The organism is Embleya sp. L77, assembly GCF_055557415.1.
Genome location: NZ_CM145709.1, coordinates 746,139 through 771,956, shown reverse-complemented (window position 1 = coordinate 771,956; position 25,818 = coordinate 746,139). Strand labels below are relative to the sequence as shown.

Below are 25,818 nucleotides of genomic sequence, written 5' to 3'. Positions count from 1 at the left end.
GCAATGACCGGACGGGCCACGACGCCTGCGGTGCTCGTCCTGGAGGACGGGCGCACGTTCCGCGGCAGCGCCTACGGCGCGGTGGGGGAGACGTTCGGCGAGGCGGTGTTCTCCACCGGCATGTCGGGCTATCAGGAGACCCTGACCGACCCCTCGTACCACCGCCAGGTCGTCGTGATGACGGCCCCGCACGTCGGCAACACCGGCGTCAACGACGAGGACCCCGAGTCGTCCCGGATCTGGGTCTCCGGCTACGTCGTCCGCGACCCCGCCCGAGTGCCTTCCAACCACCGCTCGCGGCGTTCGCTCGACGACGAACTGGTGCGCTACGGCGTGGTCGGCATCAGCGGCATCGACACCCGCGCGCTGACCCGCCACCTGCGCGAGCGTGGCGCGATGCGGGTCGGGATCTTCTCCGGCGACGCCGCCCGCGCGGACGAGGCCGCGCTGCTGGAGCGGGTGCGCACCAGCCCCGAGATGGCCGGCGCCGACCTCGCCGAGCAGGTCAGCACCGACGCCGCCTACGTGGTGCCCGCGATCGGCACCAAGCGCTTCACCGTCGCCGCCCTGGACCTGGGCATCAAGGGCATGACCCCGCACCGGATGGCCGAGCGCGGCATCGAGGTGCACGTGCTGCCCGCGACCGCCACCCTGGAGGAGGTCAACGCCGTCGCCCCCGACGGGGTGTTCTTCTCCAACGGCCCCGGCGACCCGGCCACCGCGACCCACCAGATCGAGCTGCTGCGCGCGGTCCTGGCCCAGGGCACCCCGTTCTTCGGGATCTGCTTCGGCAACCAGCTGCTCGGGCGCGCGCTGGGCTTCGGCACCTACAAGCTCAAGTACGGCCACCGCGGCATCAACCAGCCCGTGCAGGACCGCACGACCGGCAAGGTCGAGGTGACCGCGCACAACCACGGCTTCGCCGTGGACGCGCCGCTGGACACCGTCTCGGAGACCCCCTACGGGCGTGCCGAGGTCAGCCACGTGTGCCTCAACGACGACGTCGTCGAGGGCCTGCGACTGCTGGACCGACCCGCGTTCAGCGTGCAGTACCACCCGGAAGCGGCGGCCGGCCCGCACGACTCCGCCTACCTGTTCGACCGTTTCGTCACGCTGATGGAGACCAAGAGTGCCTAAGCGCAGCGACCTGAAGTCCGTCCTGGTCGTCGGCTCGGGCCCGATCGTCATCGGCCAGGCCGCGGAGTTCGACTACTCCGGCACCCAGGCGTGCCGGATCCTCAAGGCCGAGGGCCTGCGGGTGATCCTGGTCAACTCCAACCCGGCCACGATCATGACCGACCCGGAGATCGCCGACGCGACCTACGTCGAGCCGATCACCCCCGAATTCGTCGAGAAGATCATCGCCAAGGAGCGCCCCGACGCGCTGCTGCCCACCCTGGGCGGGCAGACCGCGCTCAACATCGCGGTCTCGCTCAGCGAGAACGGCGTGCTGGAGAAGTACAACGTCGAGCTGATCGGCGCCAACCTCGACTCGATCCAAAAGGGCGAGGACCGCGACCTGTTCAAGGGCGTGGTCGAGCGGGTGCGGGAGAAGATCGGGCACGGCGAGTCGGCCCGCTCGGTGATCTGCCACTCGATGCAGGACGTGCTCGACGGCGTCGAGACGCTCGGCGGCTACCCGGTCGTGGTCCGCCCGTCCTTCACCATGGGCGGCGCCGGCTCCGGCTTCGCGCACGACGAGGAGGACCTGCGCCGGATCGCCGGCCAGGGCCTGACCCTGTCGCCGACCACCGAGGTGCTCCTGGAGGAGTCCATCCTCGGCTGGAAGGAGTACGAGCTGGAGCTGATGCGCGACAAGCACGACAACGTCGTGGTCGTCTGCTCGATCGAGAACTTCGACCCGATGGGCGTGCACACCGGCGACTCGATCACGGTCGCGCCCGCGATGACGCTGACCGACCGCGAGTACCAGACGCTGCGCGACGTCGGCATCGCGGTGATCCGCGAGGTCGGCGTGGACACCGGCGGCTGCAACATCCAGTTCGCGATCAACCCCGAGGACGGCCGGGTGATCGTGATCGAGATGAACCCGCGCGTGTCCCGCTCCTCGGCGCTGGCCTCCAAGGCGACCGGCTTCCCGATCGCCAAGATCGCCGCACGGCTCGCGATCGGCTACACGCTGGACGAGATCCCCAACGACATCACCAAGGAGACCCCGGCCAGCTTCGAGCCCTCGCTCGACTACGTCGTGGTCAAGGTCCCGCGCTTCGCGTTCGAGAAGTTCCCGGCCGCCGATGACCGCCTCACCACCACGATGAAGTCGGTCGGCGAGGCGATGGCGATCGGCCGCAACTTCACCGAGGCGTTGAACAAGGCGCTGCGCTCGCTGGAGAAGAAGGGCTCGCAGTTCGACTTCGTCTCCGAACTCGCGGACAAGGACGTCCTGTTGGTCGCGGCCGAGAAGCCCACCGACGGCCGGATCAACGTGGTCATGGACGCCATCCGGGCCGGCGCCACGCCCGAGGAGCTGTTCGAGGCGACCCGGATCGATCCGTGGTTCCTGGACCAGATGTACCTGATCCACGAGATCGCCGGCGAGGTCCGCGACGCGGCCGAGCTGACCCCCGAGGTGCTGCGCCTGGCCAAGCGGCACGGCCTCTCGGACCTGCAGATCGCGGCGATCCGGGGCATGCGCGAGGAGGTCGTGCGCGAGGTGCGCCAAGCCCTCGGCGTACGTCCGGTGTACAAGACCGTGGACACCTGCGCCGCCGAGTTCGCCGCGCGCACCCCGTACCACTACTCCTCCTACGACGAGGAGAGCGAGGTCGCGCCGCGCACCAAGCCCGCCGTGATCATCCTGGGCTCCGGGCCGAACCGGATCGGGCAGGGCATCGAGTTCGACTACTCGTGCGTGCACGCCGCGTTCGCGCTGCACGACGCCGGCTACGAGACCGTGATGGTCAACTGCAACCCGGAGACCGTCTCCACCGACTACGACACCTCCGACCGGCTCTACTTCGAGCCGCTCACCCTGGAGGACGTGCTGGAGATCGTGTACGCCGAGACCCAGGCCGGGCCGGTCGCCGGCGTCCTGGTCCAGCTCGGCGGCCAGACCCCGCTCGGCCTCGCGCAAAAGCTCAAGGACGCGGGTGTGCCGATCGCGGGCACCTCGCCCGAGGCGATCCACCTCGCCGAGGAGCGCGGCGCGTTCGGCCGGGTGCTGGCCGAGGCCGGCCTGCTCGCGCCCAAGCACGGCACCGCGTTCTCCTTCGGCGAGGCCAGCGCGATCGCCGCCGAGATCGGCTACCCCGTGCTGGTGCGCCCCTCGTACGTGCTCGGCGGACGCGGCATGGAGATCGTCTACGACGAGCCCTCCCTGGCCACCTACCTGGAGCAGAACGCCGGTCTGGTCAGCGACCACCCGGTGCTCGTCGACCGCTTCCTCGACGACGCGATCGAGATCGACGTGGACGCGCTCTACGACGGCGAGGACCTCTACCTCGGCGGCGTGATGGAGCACATCGAGGAGGCCGGCATCCACTCCGGCGACTCGGCCTGCGCACTCCCGCCGATCACGCTGGGCGCGCACGACATCAAGCGGCTGCGCGCGGCCACGCTGGGCATCGCGCGCGGCGTCGGGGTATGCGGACTGATCAACATCCAGTTCGCCCTCTCCGGCGACATCCTCTACGTCCTGGAGGCCAACCCGCGCGCGTCGCGGACCGTGCCGTTCGTGTCCAAGGCGACCGCCGTCCCGCTGGCCAAGGCCGCCGCGCGGGTCTCGCTCGGCGCCACCATCGCCGAACTGCGCGCCGAGGGCCTGCTGCCCGCCGAGGGCGACGGCGGCACGCTGCCGATGGACGCGCCGATCGCGGTCAAGGAGGCGGTCCTGCCCTGGAACCGCTTCCGCGACACCAAGGGCCGCGGCGTGGACACCGTGCTCAGCCCGGAGATGCGCTCCACCGGCGAAGTGATGGGCATCGACGCGGTGTTCGGCACCGCATACGCCAAGTCCCAGGCAGGCGCCTACGGATCGCTGCCGCTCAAGGGCCGCGCGTTCGTCTCCTTCGCCAACCGGGACAAGCGCTCGATGGTGTTCCCGGTCAAGGCCATGCACGACATGGGCTTCGAGATCCTGGCCACCGAGGGCACCGCCGAGGTGCTGCGCCGCAACGGCGTGCCCGCCACCGTGGTGCGCAAGCACAGCGAGGGCGCCGGCCCGGCCGGCGAGCCGACCATCGTGCAGATGATCCACAACGGCGAGGTCGAACTGATCGTCAACACCCCGTTCGGCACCGGCGGCCGGCTCGACGGCTACGAGATCCGCACCGCGGCGGTCACCCGGGGCATCCCCAGCATCACCACGGTGCAGGGCTTCGCCGCGGCGGTGCAGGGCATCCAGTCGCTGATCGCCGGCGACATCGGGGTGCGCTCGCTCCAGGAGCACGCCGACCACATCACGTCCCACCGAAAGGGCTGACGACACCGATGGCACTTCCCCTGCAGGTGCAGGCGGAGATCGTCGGCCGCGAACCCGCGGGCGCGTACCACCGCATGGTGCTGCGCGCCCCCGGGATCGCCGCCCGCGTCGAACCCGGCCACTTCGTCGCCGTGGCGATCGGCGGCGTGGACTCGGCGATGCTGCTGCGCCGCGCGTTCTCCATCCACCGGGCCGACCCGACCGCCGAGACGATCGACGTGGTCTTCGCCGAGGCCGGGCGCGGCACGCGCGAACTGGCCCGCCTGCGGGTCGGCGACAGCGTGAACGTGGTCGCGCCGCTGGGCACGCCGTTCCCGCTGCCGGGCGAGCCGGTCAGCGCGGTGATGGTGGCCGGCGGCTACGGCAGCGCGCCGATGTTCGCACTCGCCGAGAAGATCGTGGCCGAGGGCGGCTCGGTCGCCTTCGTGCTCGGGGCGGCGACCGCCGAACGGCTGTACGGCGTGGACCAGGCGCGGGCGATCACCGAGGACGTCGTGGTCACCACCGACGACGGCTCCGAGGGCGTGCGCGGCTTCGTCACCGGCCCGCTGCCCGAGGTGCTCACCGCGGTACAGGCGGACGTCGTGTACGCGTGCGGGCCGATGGGCATGCTGCGCGCGGTCACCGAGGTCGCGACCGCGCACGACGCGCGCGTGTTCACCGCGGTCGAGGAATCGATGGCGTGCGGCGTCGGGGTATGCATGACGTGTGTGCTCCCGGTGGTCGGCGACGACGGGGTCAGCCGGTTCGTCCGCTCGTGTGTGGACGGCCCGTGCTTCGACGGCACCAAGGTGCGCTGGGACGACGCCGGCACCATTCCGGCGGACATCGAGGGCGCAGCGGCGATGGGAGCGCACTGATGACCGACGGGTACAGCGGTTTCGACGACGATGACGACGCCGGCGACTTCGACGCGCCGCCGTCCACGATCATGCTGCCCGGCGGCGGGATCGACCTGGCCACCCGGCTCGGCTCGACGCTGCTGCCGAATCCGGTGACCACGGCCTCGGGCTGCGCCGGCTACGGCAAGGAATTGGCCAAGTTCTTCGAGCCGGCCGCGATCGGCGCGGTGGTCACCAAGACGATCATGCCGTACCCGCGTTCGGGCCGGGCCACCCCGCGGATGGCCGAGACGCCGTCCGGGATGCTCAACTCGATCGGCCTCCAGGGTCCGGGCATCGACGCCTTCGTCGAGCGCGACCTGCCCTGGCTGGCGGCGCGCGGCGGACGCACCATCGTGTCCATCGCGGGCGGCCACGTGGACGACTTCGTGGCGCTGGCCGAGCGGCTCAAGGGCGCGCCCGGCGTGGTCGGCATCGAGGCCAACATCTCGTGTCCGAACGTGGCCAACCGCGGCCAGGTGTTCGCGTGCAACCCGGCCACGTCCTACGACGTGATCCGGGCGGTCCGCGACGCGGCCGACCCGATGGTGCCGGTGCTGGCCAAGCTGTCGCCGGACGTGACGTCGGTCGTGGACATCGCCCGGGCGTGTGTGGAGGCGGGCGCGGACGGCCTGTCGATGATCAACACGCTGCTCGGCATGGTGATCGACACCGACACGATGAAGCCGGTCCTGGCGGGCGTCACCGGCGGGCTGTCCGGCCCGGCGGTGCGACCGGTCGCGGTGCGCTGCGTCTACCAGGTGCACGCGGCGATGCTGGACGGGCAGATGGCGCAGGTGCCGATCGTCGGCATGGGCGGCATCCGGACCGGCCTGGACGCGCTGGAGTTCATCCTCGCCGGCGCGGCGGCGGTGTCGGTGGGCACGGTGATCTTCAACGACCCGTCGGCACCGGTGCGGATCCTGGACGAGTTGCGGGCGGCGCTGATCGCCCGCGGTTTCGGGTCGCTGGAGGCGGCGATCGGGTACGCGCACCGCTGAGGGGTTCGCGGCAGATGACGGGGATGCCGGTACGGACGGGGTTCGTACCGGCATCGCCGTGTCCGGGCTCGGGCCCGGGTCGGCACCCGAGTCGGGGTCCGGCTCGGGCCCGGGTTGCGGCTCGGGTCGGTGCTCGGCCCTCGGGGCGGACGAATTTTTCGATGTCGACGAGAGTGGGATTTCGATGAGCAACCTCGCACCCGTGGCGGTGGCCCTGGACGCACCGGACGCGGACCGCGCGCTCGCGTGGGCCAAGGCCGTGGGCCCGTATGTGAGCACGGTCAAGGTCGGCCTGGAGGTGTTCCTGCGGGACGGCGCGGACGCGGTCTCGGGCGCCCGTGAGGCCAGCGGCGGACGGGACGTGTTCCTGGACCTGAAGCTGCACGACATCCCGAACACGGTGGCGGGCGCGGTGCGTTCGGTCGCGCGGCTGGCGCCGACCTACCTGACCGTGCACGCGAGCGGCGGGAGCGCGATGATCCGCGCCGCGGCGGACGCGGCACCGGAAGTGAACATCGTCGCGGTGACGGTGCTGACCTCGATGGCCGAGGAGGACCTGGCGGCGATCGGCCTGGCGGGCCCCTCGATCGAGGCGGCCCGACGGCTGGCCGGCCTCGCGGTCGCGGCCGGCGCGCGCGCGATCGTGTGTTCGCCGCGCGAGGTCGCGGCGGTGCGGGCCGAGGTGGGCCCGGGCATCGTGCTGATCACCCCGGGGGTGCGGCCGGCGGGCGCGGCCCTCGGCGACCAGAGCCGGGTGGCCACGCCCGAGCAGGCGTTGGCCGACGGCGCGGACCTGCTGGTGATCGGGCGGCCGATCACGGGCGCGGCGGACGTCGGCGAGGCGGCGCGCGCGATCGGGGCGGGCCTGGCCGCGCGGTAAGTGCGGCGGGCGCGCCGGCGGTGTCGCCTCGGTCGGTGGGCGCTGCTCCGACATGCGGGGCCCGCGAATGCCGCTGGGGCGTGCGTGTGGCGCCGGACCGGGCTTTCGGCACTCGGGGGGTGCCGGCCGCCGCCCGGGAGCGCTCCGAAGGCGCCCAGGGGCCGCTGCGGCGGTTTCCGCATGCTTCGACGGGGGCGGCGGACTGTGGAGCGTTCGGGAGAGCCGATTGCCCCGGGACGATCTCCGACCCGGCGTGGTGCTCGGCCCGGGTCGGGCGTGCGGGCTCGCACCGCGGTCGCCTCGCGCAAGAGCGCCGGGAGGGGGCACGGAAGCGCGATCGGCGCCGCCGCCCGCCCCGAAGCCGCCCGACGCTCCGTCAGGTTCGGGTTTTGCCGCAGGTAGCCGGGCTTTTCCCATCGATTCGGGCGACGCGGACCGATTCGCCGACTAGGCTCCCTCGTGAGCCGGCCCGGTGGAGTGTCGCGCGTTGCCGCGAACGCTCTGACCAGCTAGGTTCCACTGTTTGTTGGTGGCCGTCCGAGCCGGGCGGCCTTGAGGATCGCAACGAAGTCCGAGGTGACACGGCGTGGCTCTCCCACCCCTGACCCCCGAAGAACGCGCGGATGCGCTCGCTAAAGCCGCTGCGGCTCGGCGGGAGCGCGCCGAGGTGAAGAACCGGCTCAAGAACTCCGGTGCTTCGCTCAGCGACGTCATCAAGGAGGGCAAGGACAATCCGGTCGTGGGCAAGATGAAGGTATCGGCCCTCCTGGAGTCCCTCCCCGGCGTCGGCAAGGTGCGCGCCAAGCAGCTCATGGAGAAGCTGAACATCTCCGAGACCCGGCGCGTCCGCGGTCTCGGCACGAACCAGATCGCAGCACTCGAACGGGAATTCGGTGGCTCCGCGTCCTGACGCGGGCGCCGGCTCCGATCCCCGTACCGTGCACGGCACCCGTCGACTCACCGTGCTCTCCGGCCCCTCGGGGGTCGGCAAGAGCACGGTGGTCGCTGACCTGCGCCGCCGTCACCCCGAGGTTTGGCTGTCTGTGTCCGCGACCACACGCAAACCCCGTCCGGGGGAGAGCGACGGTGTGGAGTACCACTTCACCGACGGCGATCAGTTCGACAAACTGATCGCCTCGGATGAATTGCTCGAATGGGCCGAATTCGCCGGGAACCGATACGGAACCCCGCGACTGCCCGTGCTCGAACGGCTTGACGCCGACGTTCCGACCCTGCTCGAAATCGACCTGCAGGGCGCCCGGCAGGTACGGCAGGCGATGCCCGAGGCACGCCTGGTGTTCCTCGCCCCGCCCTCGTGGGACGAATTGGTCCGCCGTCTGGTGGGCCGGGGGACCGAATCCCCCGAAGTCATCGAGCGGCGCCTGGCCGCCGCGAAGGTCGAGTTGGCCGCGGAATCCGAATTCGACGTGACGCTGGTCAACACGTCCGTCGAAGACGTCGTCCGCGAACTGCTAGCCTTGATGAACGTATCTTGATCGTTCGGGCTGCCCGATAGCCGACAGGCAGCCCGACTTTCATCCACAGCTTTCACAGCTTTTCGAAGGGCCCCCGCCTTGTCAGCTTCTTCCACCGCACCCGAGGGCATCATCAACCCGCCCATCGACGAGCTCCTGGAGGCGACCGACTCCAAGTACAGCCTCGTCATCTACGCGGCGAAGCGTGCTCGGCAGATCAACGCCTACTACTCGCAGCTCGGCGAGGGCCTGCTGGAATACGTGGGTCCGCTCGTGGACACGCACGTGCACGAGAAGCCGCTGTCGATCGCGCTGCGCGAGATCAACTCGGGCATGCTGACCGCCGAGCCCATCGAGGGCTGAGCGAGTCATGCGACTCGACGGCGCCGTATCCGCGCTGTATCGCTGAACCTGTAGGACGCGAAGGGCCCGACGGAGTTCCGTCGGGCCCTTCGCGCGTTTCGACCGTACGCACCGCGTGCCGACCGATCGTCTTGACCCTTGATCGCAGATGGCGTACCTGTGGGCGGCGACACGCGCGAGGCGCAAGTGATCCGGAGGGTGGGCGACGAGGGTGGACCGGATCGAGAGCGGCGCGGACGCGCCGAAGACGGGCTGGCGTGCGCTGCCGGTGGACACATTGCTGGACGTGCCGCTGAGCCGCGCCGGCGACCGGGCCCGGGAACTGGGCGAGGCGGGCTTCGACGGGGTGTTCACCTTCGAGGGCCCCACCGACGTGTTCCTGCCCCTGGTGCCGGCCGCTGCCGCGGGCGTGGACATCATGACCAACATCGCGGTCGCCTTCCCGCGCAGCCCCACCCACCTCGCACACACCGCGTACGACCTGCACCTGGCCTCGCACGGGCGGTTCCGTCTCGGCCTGGGCACCCAGATCCAGGCCCACATCGAACGCCGGTACGGCGCCACGTGGTCGCGCCCGGTGGCCCGGATGGCCGAGACGCTGCGCGCGGTCCGCGCGGTGCTCACCTGCTGGCAGCGGGAGACGCCGCTGGACTTCCACGGCGAGTTCTTCGACCTCACCCTGATGCCGCCGACGCTGCGCCCGGGACCGAACCCGTACGGGCTGCCGCCGCTGCTCGCGGGTGGGGTGGGCCGGCGGATGATCACCATGGTCGCCGAGCACGCGGACGGGCTGCTGGTCCACCCGCTCAACACCGACCTGTTCGTGCGCGGCCCGGTCACCGACGCGGTGACCGACGGCCTGGTGCTCTCCGAACGCACCCGGGATCGGTTCTCGGTGATGCTCGACGTGATCGTCGCCGCCGGGCGGACCGAGGAGGAGATGCGCGCCGCGCTCAAGGGGGCCAGGGCGATGGTCGCGTTCTACGCCTCCACGCCCGCCTATCGGCCGGTGCTCGACGTGGAGGGCTACGGGCCGTTGCAGGCCGAGTTGCACGCGCTGATCCGGGCCGGCCGCTGGCCGGACATCCCGCACGCGATCGACGACACGCTGCTCGGCCGGGTGGTGGCGATCGGCGAACCCAAGGACGTCGCGGCCCAACTGGCCGCGCGTGCCCACGGGGTCGCCGACCGTCTGGGGTTCTACCTGCCCTATCGGGCCGACCCGGCGTGCGTGTCGGAGGTGCTGGACGAGCTGCGGGCGCTCACCTGAGGCGGGAGCGGGTCGGCGGGCGGACGGCCGGCGCGGTGGGCTTTCGACCGACCGCGCCGGGAGAGCCGACGGTTGCTCGGGTTGCTCGGATTGTTCGGGCTTGCCGGGGCTCCTCGAATTACTCGGATCGTGCGGGTTGGTCCGGTTGATATTGATTGAAATCAGTTGACCCGGGTGTTGCAGGTATTACGGGTGTTTCGGTTGTTTCGGCACGTGGTGTGCCGGGTTGGTTCTAGCCGAGTCGTCCGACCGCGCGGCGCAGGCGCTTGAGGTCGCGCAGGCGGCGTTCGTAGCCGGCGCCGATCACGATCAGGAGCAGGCCCGCCGTGCCGAGGACGGCCCAGCGCGGCACCGCGTCGTAGACCGGAGCCAGGTGCGGCAGCAGGTGCACCAGCCCGACCGTGGCCAGCGCCGCCGCGCCCAGGAACAGCGGCGCCTGGAGCCGGAAGCGGGCGCCGACCAGGAGCGTGACGATCGCCGCCGCGCCCAGCAGGCTCGGTCGGATCGGCTCGCCCTGGCTCACCGCGAGCGGGAGCGAGGGCAGCAGCAACACCGCGAGCGGCCCGCCGTACGCGGCCCACGAATTGGTTTCCGGGTGGGCCTGCCGGCGGAGCATGCCCTCGACCAGCAGGACCAGGCCGAGCGGGATCGTGTACGCCTCCGGATGGGTGACGTCGAACAACGCCAGCCGAACCCAGTACGCGGCGAACAGCAGCGGCAGGGCGGCGAGTCGAGCCGGCGTGCGCAGCGGTCCGGCCGGGGTGGTCGCGGCGGCGACGCCGGCCCAGGCCAGGACGAGCCAGATCTGTTCGGGAGCCACGGCGGCGGTTGTGGTGCCGGCGACGAGCATGCATGCCGCGGCGGCGAGTGTGGCCGCCGGGGCGGGGCGGGGGAGTCGGGCGACGGCGATGTACAACAGGGCGGCCGTGCCGACCGCGGCCAGCGCGGACACGGTGTCCGTCGCGTCGAGGCGGTACAGCGTCGCCGGCACCGTCGCGGTGCACAGCACGACGGTGGCGGGCGCCCAGACCGGCCGGGCCTCGCCGTGCCCGCGGAGCGCGCTGTGCAGCGTGCCGGCGGTGACGACGGCGAGTGCGACCGGCAGCAGGCCGTCGGACCGGGCGATCGAGACGGCCGCCGCGAAGACGGCGACCGCCTCGATCATGATCGCGGCCATCGGCAGGTCGTGCAGGTACGTGGCGACCACCAACAGGATCACCGCCGCGCACGCGCCGGCCACCGCCTGGCCGGACACGCCGACGTCGAGCCGGTACAGCGTGGCCGCCGTCGTGGCGTACAGCAGCACCGCGGTCGCGGGCGCCCACCCGGGCCGCAACATCGTGCGGCCGAACAACGCGCCGCACAGGGTGGCCGCCGCCGCGATCGCGAATATGACGGGCGAGGGCTCCCGGCCGACCAGAAGTGTGCCGAGCAGGGTCGCGGCCCCCGTGCCCTCCAGCGCGACGGCCATGCCGGGCCGGCCGGCGCAGGCGATGGCGAGCGGGAACAGCAGGGCCGCGGCGATCACGGCGGCGAGCACGGTGCCGGGCCGATCCGCACCGAAGGCGTGCGTGCCGGCCGCGATGGCGCCCACCCAGCACAGGGCGGCTGCCCCGGCCCACGCCGGCCGGATGCCGGGCAGGTCGCGAACGGCGCCGACCAGGCTCACCATCAGGGCCGCGGCGAGGGTCACGGCGAGCGGGACCGGGGTGTCGGCCGTGGCAAGGCTGCCGATCGCCCAGCCGGTGGCGCCGACCAGAGTCAGGGCGCGGGCGGTCGGGGCGGTGGGGCGCAGCGCCAGGGCGATCAGGGTGACCAGGGCGAAGAGCAGGGCCGGGACGAAACCGACCACCGCCGTCGAGGCACCCGCGTGCGCCGCAGTCATCGCCACGTCGACACCGGCGAGCGCGAGGGCGAACGCGGCTGCGAGCGGCCGGATCGGCTGCGGGAGCGGGAGCGGGGTGGGGCGCTCCGGGTGGTCGGTCGCGTTGTCGTCGTCGGTGGTGGCGCGGGTGGGCGCCGCGTACGGGTCGTCGGTGCCGGTGCCGGTGCCGGTGCCGGTGCCGGTGCCGGTGTCGGCCTCGGTGTCGGCGTCGTGTGGTCGGTGGGTCGAGGCGACCCGGTCGTCCGGGGCGCTCGTGGTCTTGTCGGACAGGCCGCTCGGAGCCGCGGCGACCTTCCTGATCGGCGGGGCGATCGACTCCTCGACCGATTCGGGAGCATCGGCGGTGTTTTGCGCCGGTACATGAGCATCGGCCGTCGCGGTGTGCCCCGCGGCGGTTGCCGAGTTCGGGGCGGACGCGGGACGTCCCGGCGACAGGACGGCGGTGATGGTGAGGCCCGCGGCGGCGATTGCCCAGACCACGATCGAGGTCAGCGGGTGCGCCGTCGCCCACGCCAGGGCCAACGCGCCGTGCACCAGACCGATGAGCGGCAACCACGGCCGCATCCGCCAGGCGCAGCCCCAGCCGACGGCCGCCACCAGGTGCCAGCCGAGTGCCGCCCACAGCGGCAGATCCAGGGCCGGCGGCAGCACCACGAACAACGCCTCGGCGGCGACCGCGGCGGTCACCAGGACCGGCGTACGTCCCGGTCGGCCGCGCAGCAGGGTGACGGCGGTCAGCGCGACGAGCGCCGCCGCCGGCAGCAGCACGAGCGGCGCCAGGCCGAAGTCCCAGTCGGAACCCGCCATGATCGCGTCCCGGCTGCCGGTACCGGCCGAGCCCAGGCTCCAGGCCCGCCGGGGCCAGGACAGCGGACCGGCCAGCGCCACCGCGGGCGTCGCGACCACCCAGAACGCGGGCGCCACCGTCAGCGGCACGAGGACCGCGAGCGGCCCGGCCCGGAAGTCGCGCGGCACCGCGAACAGCGGTGCCATCGCGACCAGGACCACCAGCAGCAGGCCCACGCCCGCCCAGGCGATCGGCAGATCCGACTCCTCGCCCGCAGGTCGGGTGGCGAGCAGCAGGGCCGTGGCCGCGAGCGAGCCCGCCATCGCGCTTGCGGATGCCAGGTGCCGCACCACGGGAGCCCGGCGCAGGACGAACGCGATCCCGCCGGCGATCGCGGCGAGGGCGAGCATGGTGCCCGCCGACGCGCCGCTCGCGCCCTCGGCGAAGGTCAGGACGACCGCGGTCAGCCAGTAGCAGAGCACGCCGACCTCGGCGACGACCCGCAGCCCGCGCGCGGCCTCGGCGTAGACCCGGCGCAGCAGCACGACGTCCACGGCCGCCTGGAGGCCGAGCCCGATCGCGAGCGGCAGCAGTGATGCCCGGCCCACCCCGAACCAGGCGATCACCAGCGGCAGCGGACCCTGGAGCAGCAGCGCCGCCGAGACCCGCAACGCCCGCAGCGGCGCCACCAACGAGCCCAGCGCCGCCGCGCCGCCGACCGCGAGCAGGGTGGCCGCGGCGACCAGCACCGCGCTTCCATCGCGGATGCCGGCCAGGTCGGCGGCCCACGCCGCGTAGCCGTCGAGCAGGCCCATGGCGACCGTGAGCGCGGCCATCGCCTCGGCGGTGGCGGGCAGTTCGCGCCGCTCGGCGAGCGTGGTGCCCGCGGCGCACAACACCAGCGCGAGCGCCATCACCAGGGCCCGGCCGCCGGTGCCGGTGCGGTTCCAGGTGACCGCGACGAACACGACCGCGGCCAGCACCACGAGCAGCACGCCCGCGCCCAGCACGATCCGGGCGACTCGACGCCGCCCGACCTCGGCCATCTCGCGCACCCGAGCAGCCGGCGGGTGGGCGGGGGCGGACGCGGCCGCCGGCACCGGTGCCGGCGCTGCCGCGGGAGCCGGCGTCGGCGTCGGGGTCGGGGTCGGCGGTGCCACGGGCGGTCGGACGAGCGCCCGGCGCGCCTCGGCGCGCATGTGCTCGAGCAGAGCCTCGCGCTGCCGCAGCAGCCGAGCCGCCGACACGCCGATCTGCCACAACCGGTCGGCCTCCTGGCCGGTCAGCCGGATCGCGCACCCGTGGCAGCGCTCGGTGCGCGGCATCCGGAGCTGCTGCGCACAGCCCGGACACCGCGTCGCGTCGTCCAGCAGCCACTCGTTCAACATCGACGTCATCTCCCCCGATGGACTCCCGGCTCCCGATGCTGGCAGCGCGGGCGGGACGGGACATCCGTACTCGTACTCAGATCCCGCCCGCGGTGACGGCCCGGGCAGGTCGCCCGGCGACGACGGCGCATGCGGCCCGTCGGCAAAGGCCGCCCGGTCGACACGAGATCGAGCCGTCGCGGACGGTGTCGTAGGCTCGCCGTGCCGCTCGGAACACGGGCCGGTCGCCACGAGGACCAGGAGCAGCGATGAGTACCGGACCCCGACCCCGTGTCGTGCTCGGCGTCGCCGGCGGCATCGCCGCGTACAAGGCGTGCGAACTGCTGCGCAGGTTGACCGAGTCCGGGCACGAGGTGCGGGTCGTGCCGACCGCGTCCGCGCTCAACTTCGTCGGCGCGGCCACGTGGTCGGCGCTGTCCGGGCAACCGGTGGCCACCGGGGTGTGGGACGCGGTGCACGAGGTCCCGCACGTACGGATCGGCCAGAACGCGGATGTCGTCGTGGTCGCTCCGGCGACCGCGGACATGCTCGCCAAGGCCGCCCACGGACTCGCCGACGACCTGCTCACCAACACGCTGCTCACCGCGCGATGTCCGGTGATCTTCGCCCCGGCCATGCACACCGAGATGTGGGAGCACCCGGCCACGGTGGAGAACGTCGCGACGCTGCGCCGCCGCGGTGCGATCGTGATCGAGCCGGCGGTGGGCCGGCTGACCGGCAAGGACACCGGCAAGGGCCGGCTGCCCGACCCGGAGCAGATCTTCCAGGTGGTCCGGCGCACCCTCGTGCGCGGGGCGACCGTGCCGGATCTGGCCGGCCGGCACGTGGTGGTCACCGCCGGCGGCACCCGCGAGCCGCTGGACCCGGTCCGCTTCCTCGGCAACCGCTCGTCCGGCAAGCAGGGCTACGCGCTCGCCCGCACCGCGATCGCCCGGGGCGCCCGGGTCACCCTGATCGAGGCCAACACCGGCCTGCCGGACCCGGCCGGGGCCGACGTGCTGCGCGTGGGCACCGCGCTGGAGCTGCGCGAGGCGGTGGTCAAGGCGGCGGAGAACGCGGACTGCGTGGTGATGGCCGCGGCCGTCGCGGACTTCCGCCCGGCGACCCGGGTCGATGGCAAGATCAAGAAGACCGACGCGGAACCGGAGCCGATCGCGCTGGTCAAGAACCCGGACATCCTCGCCGAACTCGCCCGCGACCGGCTCCGGCCCGGCCAGGTCGTGGTCGGCTTCGCCGCGGAGACCGACAACGTGCTCGAGAACGGCCGCGCCAAGCTCGCCCGCAAGGGCTGCGACCTGCTCGTGGTCAACCGGGTGGGCGAGGAACTGACCTTCGGCACCGACGTGAACGAGGCGATCGTGCTGGCCGCCGACGGGAGCGAAACCCCGGTTCCGCACGGTCCGAAGGAGGACCTGGCGGACGTGGTGTGGGATCTCGTGGTGCCTCGTTTCGCCTGATTCCCGTGCCCCGTTTCGACTGATTCATCGATGGATTCGAACGCCCGATCGCGGCAGGTTCACACAAAGTGAGCAACGCCACGCCGTCCATGTCGTGGGACACCCCGTCCCCCGGCGGGGGTCGGGGGGATAAACTCGGCCCCAGTATTCGGTGGACCCGCCCGTCCCGACCTGTCCCGACGGTCCGGGTCCACCTGCCAGCCAGCAGCCGCTGCAACCCCAGGGAGCGATGTGTCCCGCCGTCTGTTCACCTCTGAGTCCGTGACCGAAGGTCACCCGGACAAGATCGCCGACCAGATCAGCGATTCCATCCTGGATGCGCTCCTCAAGGAAGACCCCAAGAGTCGGGTCGCCGTCGAGACGCTGATCACGACCGGGCAGGTGCACGTGGCCGGCGAGGTCACGACACAGGGCTACGCCGACATCCCCACGATCGTGCGCGAGCGGGTCCTGGAGATCGGCTACGACAGCTCGAAGAAGGGCTTCGACGGCGCCTCGTGTGGCGTCTCGGTGTCCATCGGCGCGCAGTCGGCCGACATCGCCCAGGGCGTCGACACGGCGTACGAGAACCGGGTCGACGGCGACGAGGACGAGCTGGACCGCCAGGGTGCGGGCGACCAGGGTCTGATGTTCGGCTACGCGTGCGACGACACGCCCGAGCTGATGCCGCTGCCGATCACGCTCGCCCACCGGCTGGCCAAGCGCCTGGCGGACGTACGCAAGAACGGCACCATCCCTTACCTGCGCCCGGACGGGAAGACCCAGGTCACCATCGAGTACGACGGCGACCGTCCGATCCGCCTCGACACGGTCGTGGTCTCCTCGCAGCACGCGGCCGACATCGACCTGGACTCGCTGCTCGCGCCGGACATCCGCGAGTACGTGGTGGAGCCGGAGTTGGCCGGCCTGGGCATCGAGACCGAGGGCTACCGCCTCCTGGTCAACCCGACCGGCCGGTTCGAGATCGGCGGCCCGATGGGCGACGCCGGGTTGACCGGTCGCAAGATCATCATCGACACCTACGGCGGCATGGCCCGGCACGGTGGCGGCGCGTTCTCCGGCAAGGACCCGTCGAAGGTGGACCGCTCCGCCGCGTACGCGATGCGCTGGGTGGCCAAGAACGTGGTGGCCGCCGGGCTCGCCCGCCGGTGCGAGGTGCAGGTCGCGTACGCGATCGGCAAGGCCGCGCCGGTCGGCCTGTTCGTGGAGACGTTCGGCACCGAGGCGGTGCCGGTGGAGACCATCCAGGCCGCCGTGGGCACCGTGTTCGACCTGCGCCCGGCCGCGATCATCCGGGACCTGGACCTGCTCCGCCCGATCTACGCGCAGACCGCGGCGTACGGCCACTTCGGCCGGGACCTGCCCGACTTCACGTGGGAGCGGACCGATCGCGTGGACGCGCTCAAGGCTGCCGCGGGGATCTGAGCCGCCGGCTCTCTCCGCCCTGCGCTTCGCCGCCGGCCGCGGTGCGGACCCTTCGGGGTTCGTGCCGCGGCCGGCGGCGTTTTCGGTGCGGGTGCGGCGCTTTCGGTGTGAGACGGACAGCCGCTTTCGGCGCGCCTTCCGGTGGCCTCGACGGCTTCGCCGTGGCGCGCTTCCTGGCCTAATCGGTCGATATCGGACGTCTCGTGTCGGGTGTGCGACATCGGCCGTCGAAGGGCCGGTCGAGCCGAGCCGCGCGCCGGGTCGGCGGCGCCGAGTTGGGGCGCCGGGGTCTCGACGTCCGGCTCAGGCGGCCTGGGCGGCCATGCGCAGGCGGGTCACCAGGTCGGCGCGGTCGCCGCCGGCGGTCATCGCCGGGTGTGCGTGCAGCGCCTCGACGGCGTCGCGGGCTCGGGCCCACAGCCGGGCATGTTCCTCTTCGGTCAGCTGCCCCGCGTGCCGGGCGATGGCCTCGTAGGCGGCGTCTCGGGCCCGCTGCAGTGCGATCAGGTCCGCCGGGATGGGCTGTTCGGACATACCAGAGAGCTTACGAGAGTCCACGTAAACACAGGGTTAGCTCCGGATTGCGGTGGACCCGACGAAGGGGCGCTTTCAGATGGCTTCGTGATCACGGCCCGGCGACGGCTGCGGATGGCGCGGTATGCGGTACTCGGTCACCGGCGGCATGCAGAAGATGGTCAGGTCGCACGCGACGCCGACCGCCTGGGTGGGGGTGTGACCCAGATGCAGCGCGGCACGTGCGTACTCCCACCCGGAGCCGATCGCTCCGTAGTCGTAGTAGAAGACGTCGAAGTCGTTGCTCGTCTCGAACAGCTTGCCGTCGAACGCGAACATGAACTCCGACTTGGGCTCGAAGCTGGACAGCTTGCGCTTGCCCCATTCGACGAACTCGGCGTAGAACTCCAGGATGTCGCGTTCGTCGGCGGACGCGGGTGTGTGCGTGTCCAGGAACAGGCGCATCAGGTTGATGTCGCGCAGCAGTCCGGCACCGCCGAAGATCAGGCCCTCGCCGATCTTGTACAGCTTGGTGCCCTCGGTCTTGGCCTGACCCCAGGTCACCTGGGAGTCGGCGGCGATCACGATCGACTCGTCGATGATCTTTCCGGCGACGACACTCATCAACGCCCCCCGTACGTACGGCTGATGCGGATCCGGACGTGCCGGTTCAGGATCGCAGAGGGGAGGGCTTCGGCGCAGGTGTTCGGGTGGCGCGAGCCGGCCCTCGGTGCCGGACGGGCGCCGTGCGTCGGGCCCGTCCGGCCTCGTGGTGGCGGGTCAGAGCCGGACGACGACCTGCTCCAGTGGCTTGCGCCGGATGTCGGGGACGCGTGCGCCCTCGGCCGGGTAGCCGACCGGGATGACGTAGGCGGCGCGCTCCTCCTGCGGGCGGTCGCACACCTCGTTGAGGAAGCGCATCGGACTCGGCGTGTGGGTCAGCGTGGCCAGGCCGGCCTGGTGCAGCGAGGCGAGCAGGAGGCCGACGGCGATTCCGACCGACTCCTTGGTGTAGTACGGGCGGGGCGAGTCCGGGCCCTTGTGCACCTCGAACACGACGATCACGACCGGCGCCTCCTCCAGGAAGGGCTTGCGCCAGTCGGTGCCGATCGGCGCGAGGGCTTCGAGCCATTCGGCGGACGCGCGGTGCTCGTAGAACTCGCGCTCCTCTTTCTCGGCGGCCTCGCGCAGGTGTCGTTTGCGCTCGGGGTCGCTGAGCACGACGAAGCGCCAGGGCTGCACGTTGGCGCCGCTGGGCGCGGTGCCGGCGGTACGGATCGCCCAGTCGACCACGTTGTCGGGGATCGGCCGGGAGGAGAAGTCGCGGACGGTGCGGCGCTGGGCCATCACGTCGTGGAAGGCTCGGCTGCGGGCTTCCGCCTCGTGGGCGGGGACGCCTCGGTGCCGGTGCGGAACCGTGGGGTATGTGGTTTCGTCGACCATGGCCGACAGCACAGCACGGCGCGGGGGGTCGGTGGAAGGTCCCGCCTCGCCCGGCTTCGACGCCCGCGGGCGGGTGGTTCGTTCGGCGGGTCGAGTCGCCCCGGTTCGTGGCGACTGGCGCGGTCGGGCCCGGTCAGCGGTTGAGCAGGGCCTGTTCCGCGTCGGTGCGTTGCGGTTCGCTGATCGAGAGCGTCGGCGCGGGGACGCCGACCCGGGTGACCCGGAACTGTCGGCCGGTGCTCGGCACGGTCACCACGGACCCGGCCCAGGCCTCGGTCACCCGTCGGCTCAGGTCGGCCTCGGCCACCCCGGCGTGGACCAGGTCCGCGCGCAGCGCCCGGGCCGCCGATTCCCGGGTGCCGGTGTGCAGCGTCTGCCAATCGTCGCGGCTGGTCTCGCGTGTTTGCGCCTCGTGCATTCCGTCCGCTCCCTCCCCGGCCCTGTAGGACCGGGTCTTCCGTCCCTGGCCCCCTGGACCCACCCTGCGCCGGCGATCAAAGATCGTCCAAATCCGTCAGGAAAAATCAGCCTCAGGCATGAGACGGGTGGAGGTGTCTACACCGACGGAACGAGCGGTTTCGCCGCCCGTGCGCCCAGCGGCGGGGGTCGCGTCTCCAACCGATCGGATGCGCCGCGGGTGGGTCGGCCGAGCGCTCGGGTCAGGGGAAGGCCGCCGGACGGCTCCGAATGAACCGGGCGGCGTTGGGCAGAGTCACTCGGGTCGCGCGGGACAGGGTCGAGCCCTGGACGCACGGCACGAGCACTTGCACTTCAGCGGAAGGCGGCAGGCGATGAGCGACGACACTCCGGACCCGACCGAAGAGTCCCCGGACACGCCGGGCGACGACGGTGTGCTCGGCCCCGAGGACACGCTGTCGACCGACGACCTGTCGTACGACCCGCTGGACACCGGGATCGTGCCGCCGGACCGCTGGTCGGCGGCCGAGCGATACGGCAACACGCCGGAGGAGGAGCGACGCGGCGAGTCGCTCGACCAGTTGCTGGCCGAGGAGGAGCCGGACGTCGCCTACGACGACGTGATCTCCGACGAGTGGGAGGGCGGCCCCGACCCGCGGGCCGGCCGGCTGGTCGCCGACGACGAGGGCGCACACGAGGACACCGAATCCGAGGCGATCGCCCACGACGTCGGCATCGACGGCGGCGCGGCGGGGGCCGAGGAGGCGGCGATGCACATCATCCCGGAGGAAGAGGTCCCGTAGAGCGCCTGCCGCGGCCGTGACCCGGCCACCCCCGTGACCCTGCCACCCGGGTCGGCGACCCGCTGGTTGCGGCCGGCCGACGATCGGCCGGGTCGGGGGTCGCCCGCGGTGTACGGCCGGGTGCATGCGCAACACGCCATGCTGTGCCTGGGGGCGTCGCCTCGGTGATCCGGGCCGCCGGCTGCCGGTGCTGTGCCGCGCGCCGGATCGGCCCGCCCTGCCGCGAGGTCCGCGCCGCCTCCTTCCGTCCGCTGCGCACGTCGCGTCGTGTCGTTGTGTTTCGTGCTTCCTGCGGTCCGCCGATGGGCGCCGCCGTGCGGCGTGGTGCGGTGGGTTCAGGTGTTGTCGGGGTCGGGGTTCGGGGTGTTGGCGAGGAGGGCTTCGGGGGTGGGTTCGGGGCCGGTCAGGAGGTGGCCGTCGAGGAGGTCCAGGGTTGCGGACAGGCTCGCGGCGGCGGCTCGGGCGGCGCCGGCGGTGAGGGGGTCGCCGGTGTGGGCGGCGAGCTCGGCGAGTTCGCGTTCGGCTTCCGGACGGTCGGCCAGCAGGGTGTGGCGCAGGTCGGTCAGCGGACCGGCGATCCAGGACTCGGCCTCCGCCTCGGTTTCGGCGACCCGGCGCATGGCGTCCACCCAGCGGCTCACGGTGCCCAGCGACTCGCGGGCGTATTCGAGCAGCCGACGCCTGGCCGGTCCCTCCAGGCGGTGGCCCTTGCCGTTACGGAACTCCTCGTCGATCGCGGAGAGTCGGTTCTCCAACTCGTGGTGCTTGGTGAGTCGGCGCAGCGCTTCGGCGACCTCGTCCAGATCGCGACGCTCGTTGCCGGCGGCCAGTCGCAGCAGTCGGCCGAGCAGGCCGTCCTCGGGCCGCCACCACAGTTGGGCGATCGAGGTGGCTCGGGGGAAGCGCAGGTGGCGCGGGTGCAGCAGGGCCTCCGCAGCGTCCGCCGCACACGTCGCGGCGCCCGCCTCGGCCTCGGCGAGCGCCTCGAGCGCACCGAGGTTGCGGGTGCCGCCGAGCAGCCCCTGTGCGGAGCCGGTGGCGATGTGGCGGGCCAGGGTGGCCACCGCGGGCAGGTCGCCCAGACCGGCGGCGGCCTCCTGGAGCAGGCCGTACGTGCTGTGTCCGCACAGTACGGCGGCGCGCGCCGCGGCGGCGACCGTCAGCAGCTGGGTCGCCCGGTCGTGGCTGGGCTCGCTCATCGCCATCTCGTCGAGTTCCTCGCGCAGCGACACGGCGACGGCGCCGGTGTCCGAGCGTGCGCCGTCGGCGTAGGCGAGGGCGCGCAGCGCGGATATGCGTTCGGGCGCGTCGGGCGACATGGCCCGTGCCGCCGAGGCGTAGTCGCCCCGGCCGATCAACTCGCCGATCAGGGCCGCGGGCTCGGGATCGGCCGGTGCCTCGGGAGTGCGCTCCTCGGCGGCGGCCTTGGTGGAGTCCGTGGAGTCTTCGGCGTCCGCGTGGTTCGGCGTGGCCTTCCTCGCGTCGTCGTCCGTGGGGCCGTTCTCTTCCGCAGCCGATGCCTCGTCGGCGTCGGCGTCGGCGGGCCGCGTGTCGGGCGCCGGGGTCGGGCCGGTGTCGGCATCGGGGCCCGGGGCCGAGTCCGCCTCGGCTCCGCGGGACGTCGCCTGCGCCGAGTCCTCGGGCGCGGTCGGTTCGTCCTCCGCGGCGGCCGAGGTCGGCGTCTCGTCCCAGGACAGCCGGCCACGTAACGCGGCGTTGACGATCGTCGGGTCCGGTAGGTGCGGGCGGATCGTCTCGGCCAACTCGTCCACCCCGTCGTCCCGGTCGGCCGCGATCGCGTCGATCATCCCGCCGAGGTCGGCCAGGGCCAGCACCCGGCGGCGGTCGGCCGGTTCCCAGTTCTCGTGACGGGCGCTCAGGTCGGCGGCCAGCTCGCGGAGTTCGCCGATCGCGGTGGCGTGCGCCGGCGGGCCGTCGAGGTGCCGGAAGCGGTCCACGCCGGCCAGTTCGCGGGCGTGTACGGCGGTCTCGTGCGCGGTGATCGCGGCGGCCAGCCCCGGCCGGTCCTCGGGCAGGGTGTCCGGTTCGACCTCGACCAGCGCGCCGACCGCCGTGCGTGCCTCGGCCACGGCCGGGCCGACGAGGCCGAGCATGGTCAGGTCGGCCTCCTCCGGAGCACGGCCGGCGGCGACGGCCGCGGTCACCGAGTCGGCGGCGGCCCGGGCCCGGCCGAGGGCGTCGTCGAGCGAGCGCAGCGGCGACGGGGGCTCGCTGGCGCCGCACATCCGGTCCCGGCAGAACGCCTCGAATCGGCGACATGCGGCCGCCACGTCCGTGATGATGTCGGCGGGCCAGCCGGGCAGGGCGAGGTCGGCCTCGGTCAGCGCGAGCCGCAGCAGCGCGGCGGCCTGGCAACTGAATCCCCAGTCGGCGATCGCGGTGAGCCGGATCAGATCGGGGGTGAAGGTCGTGGCCTTCAGGCTTTCCAGGATCTCGCCGTCCAACGCGCCCGAGTCGGTGTCCAGGGTCGCGGGCAGCAGCACGCGCAATACCGGCAGGGTGACCACCTGCGCGGTGTAGCCGCGCACGCTCGGGGTCTGCTTGCGCAGCCGCTTGAGCGCGTGTTCGGCGATCGCGGGGGTCGGTCGGCGGGCGGGCGGTACGCGCAACGCGCGCAGGGTGTCGGTCCGGGTGGGGTTGGGCAATCGCCACAGGGCGTCGGCGAGGACGTCCGGGGCGATTGCCGCGAGACAGTCCACGAGTGGGTCGCCGAGGCGGGCAAGTTGCACCGCGACCGCCGACTTCTCCCGGGCTATCTCCTGCTGATCGTGATCCGGATGGTCCAGGAAGGGTTGCAGTTCGCCCGACGAGGTCGCCCACCACAGCCAGTCGACGCTGCGGGATCGTGGCTGACGCACCATTTTGGCCTCCCGGAGGAGAGGGGGATGGTCTCTGGTTATACCGCCGCCGGCCCGAGATGCGGATGGTTCTGCCGGAATCGCAAGGAATGAGCGCGGGTCGATCGGAGGTTGTTCATACCCCTGGGTGGTATAGATGAAGGGTCGACGGTGGACGAGGAAGGGAACGGGATGGAGCACGGCCGGTTCGGGCGGGACGAACACTCGGGCCATCCGGAGCCGGCGGGCGGTACGGATCGTTCGGATCGCCCGGATCATGCCGGGCACGAGGGCTCCGCGGAGGCCGCCGGGCGGGCAGGGCGTGCCGGCCATGCAGGTCACGGCGACCATGCAGGTCACGGCGACCATGCAGGTGACGGCGGCCACGGCGGGCATGGCGAGCACGAAGGTCACGCCGGTCACGTCGGTCACGCCGAGATGTTCCGCAGCAAGTTCGTGCTGAGCCTGCTGCTCTCCGTCCCGGTGCTCGTGCTGAGTCCGATGCTTGCGGACCTGCTCGGCTACCACGAGCCGTCGTTCACGGGCTCGTCCTGGATCCCGCCGCTGCTCGGCACGCTCGTGTTCGGCTACGGGGGGTGGCCGTTCCTGACCGGCGCACGCGACGAACTGGCCGGGCGGCAACCGGGGATGATGACGCTGATCGCGATGGCGATCACCGTCGCGTTCGTCGCCTCCTGGGCGTCCACCCTCGAACTCGCGTCGCACGAACTGGACTTCTGGTGGGAACTGGTCCTGCTGGTCGACATCATGCTGCTCGGCCACTGGCTGGAGATGCGTGCCCTCGGCGCCGCCTCGGGGGCGCTGGACGCACTCGCCGCGCTGCTTCCGGACGAGGCGGAACGGGTGCGTCCGGATGGCGGGTTCGAGCAGATCCCGGTGGCCGAGTTGGCGACCGGCGACACCGTCCTGGTGCGTTCCGGGGCACGCGTCCCGGCGGATGGCACGATCACGGACGGCGCGGCCGAGTTCGACGAGTCGATGATCACCGGCGAGTCCCGACCGGTGGCGCGCGGCGCGGGTGCCACCGTCGTGGCCGGCACGGTGGCGGTGGACAGCGCGGTGCGGGTGACGGTGACCGCGACCGGGGAGGGCACCCAACTCGCGGGCATCCGGAGGCTGGTCGGCGAGGCGCAACAATCCCGTTCCCGGGCCCAGGCGTTGGCGGACCGCGCGGCGGCGCTGCTGTTCTACTACGCGGCCGGCGCCGCGGTCCTGACCCTGGTGGTGTGGTCGCTGCTCGGCGAGGGCGGGTCGGCGATCGAGCGGACCGTCACGGTACTGGTGATCGCCTGCCCGCACGCGCTCGGGCTGGCCATCCCGCTGGTGATCGCGATCTCGACGGAGTTGTCCGCGCGACAGGGCATCCTGATCAAGGATCGCATCGCGCTGGAGCGGATGCGCAACGTCGACGTCGTGCTGTTCGACAAGACCGGCACCCTCACGCGCGGCGCGCCGGCGGTGACCGGGGTCGCGGCGGCGCCCGGCCGGGACGAGACGAGGGTGTTGCTGCTCGCGGGCGCGGCCGAGCGGGAGAGCGAACACCCGTTGGCCCGGGCGATCGTGCGGGCGGCCGAGAAACGCGGCAGGCCGGTCGCGGCGAGCGGGTTCCGATCGATGACGGGCCGGGGTGTCGAGGCGGACGTGGCGGGCACCCGGGTGCGGGTCGGCGGGCCGGCGCTGTTGCGCGACGCGGGCGTCCGGGTGCCCGACGGGCTGTCGGCGGCGGTCGGGGACTGGGTCGGACACGGTGCGGCGGTGCTGTACGTGCTGGCCGACGACGAGGTCGCCGGGGCACTCGCGCTGGAGGACGAGATCCGTCCCGAATCCCGCTCCGCGGTCCACGAGTTGCATGCGGCCGGGGTGCGCGTCGGGATGCTCACCGGGGACGCCCGGCAGGTGGCCGACTGGGTCGGGGGCGACCTCGGGGTGGACGAGATCTTCGCCGAGGTGCTGCCCGGCGACAAGGACGCCAAGGTCGCCGAACTCCAGTCCCGCGGCCTGCGGGTGGCCATGGTCGGCGACGGCGTCAACGACGCTCCGGCGTTGGCCCGCGCCGACGTCGGCATCGCGATCGGCGCGGGCACCGACGTCGCCGTCCAGTCGGCGGGTGTGGTGCTGGCCTCGGACGACCCGCGCGCGGTGTTGGGCGTCCGTCGCCTGTCCACGGCCGGCTACCGCAAGATGCGACAGAACCTGGCCTGGGCCGCGGGCTACAACATCGTCACGGTACCGCTGGCCGCGGGCGTCCTGGCCTGGGCGGGCGTGGTCCTGCCGATGGAGGTCGGCGCCATCCTGATGAGCCTGTCCACCGTCGTCGTGGCCCTCAACGCCCAACTCCTCCGCCGCCTCGACCTCCGCCCGAACCCCCACGACACCTGACCGGCCGACCGAGGCAACTGCCCACTGCCGAGGGTCCGTTGCCCGGCGCGAATGCGGTATCGACGCCGGCCATGGGCGAGACGGCGGGGCCTGGTGGTGGGGATCGGGGCACGGGGGTTCGGGTGGGTACG

19 protein-coding genes are annotated in these 25,818 nt (G+C 72.5%); 13 read left to right on the top strand and 6 right to left on the bottom strand.

Annotated elements, in window-relative coordinates; all coding sequences use genetic code 11:
• Positions 1–3: 3 nt before the first annotated feature.
• The 9 genes from carA (at position 4) to ACZOOI_RS03190 (ending at position 10,311) form a co-directional block, all read left to right on the top strand.
• Positions 4–1,137: a glutamine-hydrolyzing carbamoyl-phosphate synthase small subunit gene (gene carA / locus ACZOOI_RS03230; RefSeq protein ID WP_465281103.1), complete on the top strand. Its 1,134-nt coding sequence runs from the start codon at positions 4–6 to the stop codon at positions 1,135–1,137.
• Positions 1,130–4,441 carry a carbamoyl-phosphate synthase large subunit gene (carB, locus tag ACZOOI_RS03225; protein WP_465279308.1) on the top strand — a complete coding sequence of 1,104 codons (3,312 nt, stop codon included), beginning with the start codon at positions 1,130–1,132 and terminating at the stop codon, positions 4,439–4,441. Before carA ends, carB begins: the two co-directional genes overlap by 8 nt.
• A gap of 8 nt (positions 4,442–4,449) precedes the next feature.
• Entirely contained in the window at positions 4,450–5,301 is an 852-nt protein-coding gene (locus tag ACZOOI_RS03220; protein ID WP_391587525.1) for a dihydroorotate dehydrogenase electron transfer subunit, read from the top strand.
• Positions 5,301–6,323, top strand: a complete 1,023-nt coding sequence (locus tag ACZOOI_RS03215; RefSeq protein ID WP_465279307.1) for a dihydroorotate dehydrogenase — start codon at positions 5,301–5,303, stop codon at positions 6,321–6,323. Before ACZOOI_RS03220 ends, ACZOOI_RS03215 begins: the two co-directional genes overlap by 1 nt.
• A 184-nt stretch (positions 6,324–6,507) precedes the next feature.
• Positions 6,508–7,203, top strand: coding sequence for an orotidine-5'-phosphate decarboxylase (gene pyrF / locus ACZOOI_RS03210; protein ID WP_465279306.1), 696 nt, complete (start codon positions 6,508–6,510; stop codon positions 7,201–7,203).
• A 586-nt stretch (positions 7,204–7,789) separates the two neighbouring features.
• On the top strand, positions 7,790–8,113 hold the full coding sequence (gene mihF / locus ACZOOI_RS03205; RefSeq protein ID WP_026218483.1) for an integration host factor, actinobacterial type: 324 nt from the start codon (positions 7,790–7,792) through the stop codon (positions 8,111–8,113).
• A complete protein-coding gene (gmk, locus tag ACZOOI_RS03200) occupies positions 8,097–8,699 on the top strand; it encodes a guanylate kinase (RefSeq protein ID WP_020551791.1) in 603 nt (200 codons plus the stop codon). Before mihF ends, gmk begins: the two co-directional genes overlap by 17 nt.
• A gap of 78 nt (positions 8,700–8,777) precedes the next feature.
• Positions 8,778–9,041, top strand: a complete 264-nt coding sequence (gene rpoZ / locus ACZOOI_RS03195) for a DNA-directed RNA polymerase subunit omega (RefSeq protein WP_020551792.1) — start codon at positions 8,778–8,780, stop codon at positions 9,039–9,041.
• 211 nt (positions 9,042–9,252) lie between these two features.
• Positions 9,253–10,311 (top strand): TIGR03617 family F420-dependent LLM class oxidoreductase, encoded by a 1,059-nt coding sequence (locus ACZOOI_RS03190; protein WP_465279305.1) that lies wholly within the window; start codon positions 9,253–9,255, stop codon positions 10,309–10,311.
• Positions 10,312–10,543: 232 nt separating this feature from the next.
• Here ACZOOI_RS03190 and ACZOOI_RS03185 read toward each other — a convergent pair whose 3' ends face one another.
• A complete protein-coding gene (locus tag ACZOOI_RS03185; RefSeq protein ID WP_465279304.1) occupies positions 10,544–14,371 on the bottom strand; it encodes an SCO7613 C-terminal domain-containing membrane protein in 3,828 nt (1,275 codons plus the stop codon).
• Between the two features lie 248 nt (positions 14,372–14,619).
• Here ACZOOI_RS03185 and coaBC point away from each other — a divergent pair, with 248 nt between their 5' ends.
• Both coaBC and metK read left to right on the top strand, forming a co-directional pair.
• The gene (gene coaBC, locus ACZOOI_RS03180) at positions 14,620–15,828 is read left to right on the top strand and encodes a bifunctional phosphopantothenoylcysteine decarboxylase/phosphopantothenate--cysteine ligase CoaBC (protein ID WP_465279303.1); all 1,209 of its coding nucleotides are present in this window, start codon (positions 14,620–14,622) and stop codon (positions 15,826–15,828) included.
• Positions 15,829–16,059: 231 nt separating this feature from the next.
• Complete coding sequence (metK, locus tag ACZOOI_RS03175) at positions 16,060–17,253, top strand: methionine adenosyltransferase (RefSeq protein ID WP_391587519.1); 1,194 nt, start codon at positions 16,060–16,062, stop codon at positions 17,251–17,253.
• A gap of 303 nt (positions 17,254–17,556) precedes the next feature.
• On the opposite strand, the gene ACZOOI_RS03170 is transcribed toward metK, so the two are convergent.
• The 4 genes from ACZOOI_RS03170 to ACZOOI_RS03155 form a co-directional block, all read right to left on the bottom strand.
• Positions 17,557–17,787, bottom strand: a complete 231-nt coding sequence (locus ACZOOI_RS03170) for a hypothetical protein (RefSeq protein WP_391587518.1) — start codon at positions 17,785–17,787, stop codon at positions 17,557–17,559.
• Positions 17,788–17,862: 75 nt separating this feature from the next.
• Positions 17,863–18,390 carry a hypothetical protein gene (locus ACZOOI_RS03165; RefSeq protein WP_465279302.1) on the bottom strand — a complete coding sequence of 176 codons (528 nt, stop codon included), beginning with the start codon at positions 18,388–18,390 and terminating at the stop codon, positions 17,863–17,865.
• 156 nt (positions 18,391–18,546) lie between these two features.
• On the bottom strand, positions 18,547–19,209 hold the full coding sequence (locus ACZOOI_RS03160; protein WP_465279301.1) for a nitroreductase family protein: 663 nt from the start codon (positions 19,207–19,209) through the stop codon (positions 18,547–18,549).
• 133 nt (positions 19,210–19,342) lie between these two features.
• A complete protein-coding gene (locus ACZOOI_RS03155) occupies positions 19,343–19,627 on the bottom strand; it encodes a hypothetical protein (protein ID WP_465279300.1) in 285 nt (94 codons plus the stop codon).
• A 373-nt stretch (positions 19,628–20,000) separates the two neighbouring features.
• Between ACZOOI_RS03155 and ACZOOI_RS03150 the strand changes: the two genes are divergently transcribed.
• Positions 20,001–20,429 (top strand): DUF5709 domain-containing protein, encoded by a 429-nt coding sequence (locus tag ACZOOI_RS03150; protein ID WP_465279299.1) that lies wholly within the window; start codon positions 20,001–20,003, stop codon positions 20,427–20,429.
• Between the two features lie 335 nt (positions 20,430–20,764).
• Here ACZOOI_RS03150 and ACZOOI_RS03145 read toward each other — a convergent pair whose 3' ends face one another.
• Positions 20,765–23,311, bottom strand: coding sequence for a hypothetical protein (locus ACZOOI_RS03145; RefSeq protein ID WP_465279298.1), 2,547 nt, complete (start codon positions 23,309–23,311; stop codon positions 20,765–20,767).
• Between the two features lie 414 nt (positions 23,312–23,725).
• On the opposite strand from ACZOOI_RS03145, the gene ACZOOI_RS03140 reads away from it, so the two are divergent.
• Positions 23,726–25,687, top strand: a complete 1,962-nt coding sequence (locus ACZOOI_RS03140) for a copper-translocating P-type ATPase (protein ID WP_465279297.1) — start codon at positions 23,726–23,728, stop codon at positions 25,685–25,687.
• Positions 25,688–25,818 lie beyond the last annotated feature (131 nt).

Excerpts from the sequence above, each read along its gene's own strand:
- carA (WP_465281103.1), top strand. The coding sequence starts at position 4 with ATGACCGGACGGGCCACGACGCCTGCGGTGCTCGTCCTGGAGGACGGG.
- ACZOOI_RS03220 (WP_391587525.1), top strand. The coding sequence starts at position 4,450 with ATGGCACTTCCCCTGCAGGTGCAGGCGGAGATCGTCGGCCGCGAACCC.
- ACZOOI_RS03215 (WP_465279307.1), top strand. The coding sequence starts at position 5,301 with ATGACCGACGGGTACAGCGGTTTCGACGACGATGACGACGCCGGCGAC.
- pyrF (WP_465279306.1), top strand. The coding sequence starts at position 6,508 with ATGAGCAACCTCGCACCCGTGGCGGTGGCCCTGGACGCACCGGACGCG.
- ACZOOI_RS03185 (WP_465279304.1), bottom strand. The coding sequence starts at position 14,371 with ATGTTGAACGAGTGGCTGCTGGACGACGCGACGCGGTGTCCGGGCTGT.
- coaBC (WP_465279303.1), top strand. The coding sequence starts at position 14,620 with ATGAGTACCGGACCCCGACCCCGTGTCGTGCTCGGCGTCGCCGGCGGC.
- ACZOOI_RS03170 (WP_391587518.1), bottom strand. The coding sequence starts at position 17,787 with ATGTCCGAACAGCCCATCCCGGCGGACCTGATCGCACTGCAGCGGGCC.
- ACZOOI_RS03165 (WP_465279302.1), bottom strand. The coding sequence starts at position 18,390 with ATGAGTGTCGTCGCCGGAAAGATCATCGACGAGTCGATCGTGATCGCC.
- ACZOOI_RS03160 (WP_465279301.1), bottom strand. The coding sequence starts at position 19,209 with ATGGTCGACGAAACCACATACCCCACGGTTCCGCACCGGCACCGAGGC.
- ACZOOI_RS03155 (WP_465279300.1), bottom strand. The coding sequence starts at position 19,627 with ATGCACGAGGCGCAAACACGCGAGACCAGCCGCGACGATTGGCAGACG.
- ACZOOI_RS03150 (WP_465279299.1), top strand. The coding sequence starts at position 20,001 with ATGAGCGACGACACTCCGGACCCGACCGAAGAGTCCCCGGACACGCCG.
- ACZOOI_RS03145 (WP_465279298.1), bottom strand. The coding sequence starts at position 23,311 with ATGGTGCGTCAGCCACGATCCCGCAGCGTCGACTGGCTGTGGTGGGCG.
- ACZOOI_RS03140 (WP_465279297.1), top strand. The coding sequence starts at position 23,726 with ATGTTCCGCAGCAAGTTCGTGCTGAGCCTGCTGCTCTCCGTCCCGGTG.